The sequence below is a fragment of the Caballeronia sp. LZ024 genome, from assembly GCF_031451455.1.
Taxonomy (GTDB): Bacteria; Pseudomonadota; Gammaproteobacteria; order Burkholderiales; family Burkholderiaceae; genus Caballeronia; species Caballeronia telluris.
In genome coordinates this window covers 1-2860 of sequence record NZ_JARUXL010000021.1, presented here as the reverse complement: position 1 = coordinate 2860, position 2860 = coordinate 1, and the positions used below count along the sequence as shown (strand labels likewise).

5 protein-coding genes are annotated in these 2860 nt (G+C 57.4%); all 5 read left to right on the top strand.

Annotated elements, in window-relative coordinates:
* The first annotated feature begins 192 nt into the window (after nt 1-192).
* The gene (locus tag QCE48_RS31445) at nt 193-588 is read left to right on the top strand and encodes a hypothetical protein (protein WP_309788719.1); all 396 of its coding nucleotides are present in this window, start codon (nt 193-195) and stop codon (nt 586-588) included.
* 69 nt (nt 589-657) lie between these two features.
* Nucleotides 658-873: a hypothetical protein gene (locus tag QCE48_RS31440; protein ID WP_309788721.1), complete on the top strand. Its 216-nt coding sequence runs from the start codon at nt 658-660 to the stop codon at nt 871-873.
* A 224-nt stretch (nt 874-1097) separates the two neighbouring features.
* Nucleotides 1098-1481, top strand: a complete 384-nt coding sequence (locus tag QCE48_RS31435) for a hypothetical protein (protein WP_309788723.1) — start codon at nt 1098-1100, stop codon at nt 1479-1481.
* A gap of 233 nt (nt 1482-1714) precedes the next feature.
* A complete protein-coding gene (locus tag QCE48_RS31430; protein ID WP_309788724.1) occupies nt 1715-1936 on the top strand; it encodes a DUF3717 domain-containing protein in 222 nt (73 codons plus the stop codon).
* A gap of 20 nt (nt 1937-1956) precedes the next feature.
* A complete protein-coding gene (locus QCE48_RS31425; RefSeq protein ID WP_309788725.1) occupies nt 1957-2460 on the top strand; it encodes a hypothetical protein in 504 nt (167 codons plus the stop codon).
* The last annotated feature ends 400 nt before the right edge of the window (nt 2461-2860 follow it).

The following is a 2860-nucleotide window of genomic DNA, read 5'->3' as shown; positions in this document are numbered from 1 at the left end:
CTTCATCGGGTTGATCCCTTCTGCCTGCGGCAGGCTTAGCCTGCCGCATTCTCAGACGCTTGTCCAAAGAATTCTCGACGGCCCTCGCGCGACGCATACGGTACGACCATCTACGTCCAATTAGAGATTGATGTCTACGGCGGATGCGTCGAGCTTCTGAGCAAGGAAGTCACGGAGGCCGACGCGCTCCAAATGTTCGCGAAGGCCAGCAGCGACCCCCGATTGATCAAAGAGGACGTCGCAACGTTGCTTGCGACCGAGACTCAATGCGATGTCTTGCTGTTGGGCTACTCGACCCCGGGGCTTCGTGGCCCTCACGGGACGGTCGCTTTCGCCCGGGAGCACGCAATCGATGCGGCGGAGAAGTATTTCGGCTTCTCGCCCGATGAAGTGCGCGCAGCGCTTCATCCGGGCAATGTCGCAGCGTTGATCGACGAGCGCGAACGCGGCATGGCGCGGCTGCAAGATAACTATCCCGAGCTTGCAGACTTCTACGATGCCTTCGTGGAAGCCATGGACGACATAAGAGAGAACCCCCCGGACGAATTCAAGCGGGAAATGGCGCTGATCCGCGGCCCTCTGCATTAGAAGGCCCGTTGCCAGCCACCTGCCCTGTTCTCGCGAACAGAAGCCGATTAAAAAGGAGAAAGCAAAATCATGTTGAAGCCGCCAGTCGATGTTTTCGTCGCCGGCAAAGCCTTAGTGGATCTTAAGGAGATAGTCGTCAATGCCTGTATCGAAAATGCGAGGTCTGAGGGTTCGAGCTTGACGGTAGCCGAGCGGAAAGGAGGTGCAACTTTCTTTTATAAATATGCCGAACTGAACCCTGCGCGTGTCGAAGGCGACGGCCGCTCAATACGTGTGAGTCTATGAGCGCTTCGTCGACTCCCGGCATAGGGCCAAGGTGGAGGCGCTTTTCAATGCAGATCGTGTTGGAGAAGGCAATGAATCCAGCCCTTACCCGTGAACAACTGAAACATCTACTCAAGACCCGAAAAGCAGCATGAGGGGGTACTCAATCACCAACGTCGAAAGGGAAAAACATATGTCCGCACTTGATGGTGCAACTGTCTATGTCGAGCTAGAACGCGCCGCAGATGGTCGCGTTGAAATTTACTCGCGCGAAGCGACAAAGGAAGGAGGCGCTGCGGATGTTCGACTCCGCGAGCAACGACCGGCGAGCAATCGAGGACGATCTTGCCTCGCGTCTCGCAGCCGAGGTCAAAGGCGACCTGCTTTGCGCCGGCTATTTTTTCGTTGACGGCGATAGAGACGCCCACGTGGATGTGGCATTTCCAATTTCGCATGCAGTCGCTGCTATCAGCGAGCATTTCGGCATCGAAGTCGAAACGCTGGAGCTCGCGTTAGAACCCGCGAACATAGCCGCGCTTACCTCTGCGAGAGACGCGGAAGTAGCCGCGTTTTCAAGCAGCATCCCGAGGTCATGGTCGGCGCCGAAGCATTTCGGGAAAGGCACGTAGCCGTGCAGGCGGCGTTGACCGCGGATCTGGCCATCGAGTTGGAAGACGAAGTAAAGCACTAGCACCGGTGCCCGCCCAACGCTCGCGGCCTCCCGAGCGTCAAGGGACAGCCGTTGCCCACGCACGAGCAGCGAACGCACCGAAGAATACGATGCGTTCGTCGCCGCCTCGGCGACAAGACGCGACGAAGAGGAATATCATCGGCACCTGACAGGGCAACGGCAGCTAGCAGCATGAACGAGTACTCGATCACTGATATTGAAAACGCCATCAACTACTGGCGATCGCGGCAGGCGGCGACGGATGACTTCGCTGTCTGGCCAAGAGAAAGGATGTTGGCAGACGTCTACGGAACGATGATTTTTCATCGACGAGAGCGCGTCGAAGCTAGAAACTTGACGGCGGAACAGAACGAAGCGATAGGCCTTGCGCTCGCCCAGAAGGAACTTTTCTGATCCCGACGAGAGGGGCAAACGTGTCGAACCCCGGTAGCGCCCTGGTTTGGGTCGACGCTGTGGCCGGCGGTGGCCGCGTCGAGATCTATTCGCGAGAGGTATCGAAGGCGGACGCGCTGCGCATGTTTGCATCAGCCAGCACCGAAACGCGAGCTTTCAAAGAGGATCTCATAGACTGGGCGGCAACGGAGATAGTCGGCGACGTTTTGTACGCCGGCTATTTCTGCCCTAAGAGCAAAGGCTTGGACGAGGAAAAGCAAGTGTGGTTCGCGCTCGTACATGCTTGCGACGCTATCAGCAAGCATTTCGGCATTGACGCAGGACTCCTCGAACGCGCATTGCGGCCTGAGAATCTGGCGGAGTTGGCCGCCGCACGGGATGCAGAGATCGCATCTCTGGTCCATGAACTTCCCGAACTTACGAAGGACGCCGAGGCCGTGCGAGAAAAGCATGCGTCGGTCCAAGCGGCTCTTGCCGACGAACTTGCGAAGGCCATCGCTGATGACAAGATTAAGTCGCACTGAGCGTTGCCGACCCAACCCGGTCAGAGATCTTCCTCTGAACGGTCACTCAGCCGAATGCATGTCCGGCGAACTGGAGTGCAAATAATCGGCCGCTGGCGAACGCACCCGATCGGCCAACACCTGCCTTTCGACCGGGATTGCGCCGAGCCGCTAAGACGACTGATCACATCTCGAAAGCGGTCATTGCATCGCGCCAGTCCAAGGGCAAGTCGCAGCAAGGGGAAAAATGCACTGTTGACAAGTACGACGCGCTCATCACAAGGGGTCGTGTGAAAGGTCGCGTGACATGGATGCGAACACGATCATGATTCACCTGTGCTTCCAGCTTTTTGCGAGCCGTTGAACGGGTCAACTGTTTCGATTTGTTCGTACAGTGCCTCGAGCGACACCGGTTTGCTCA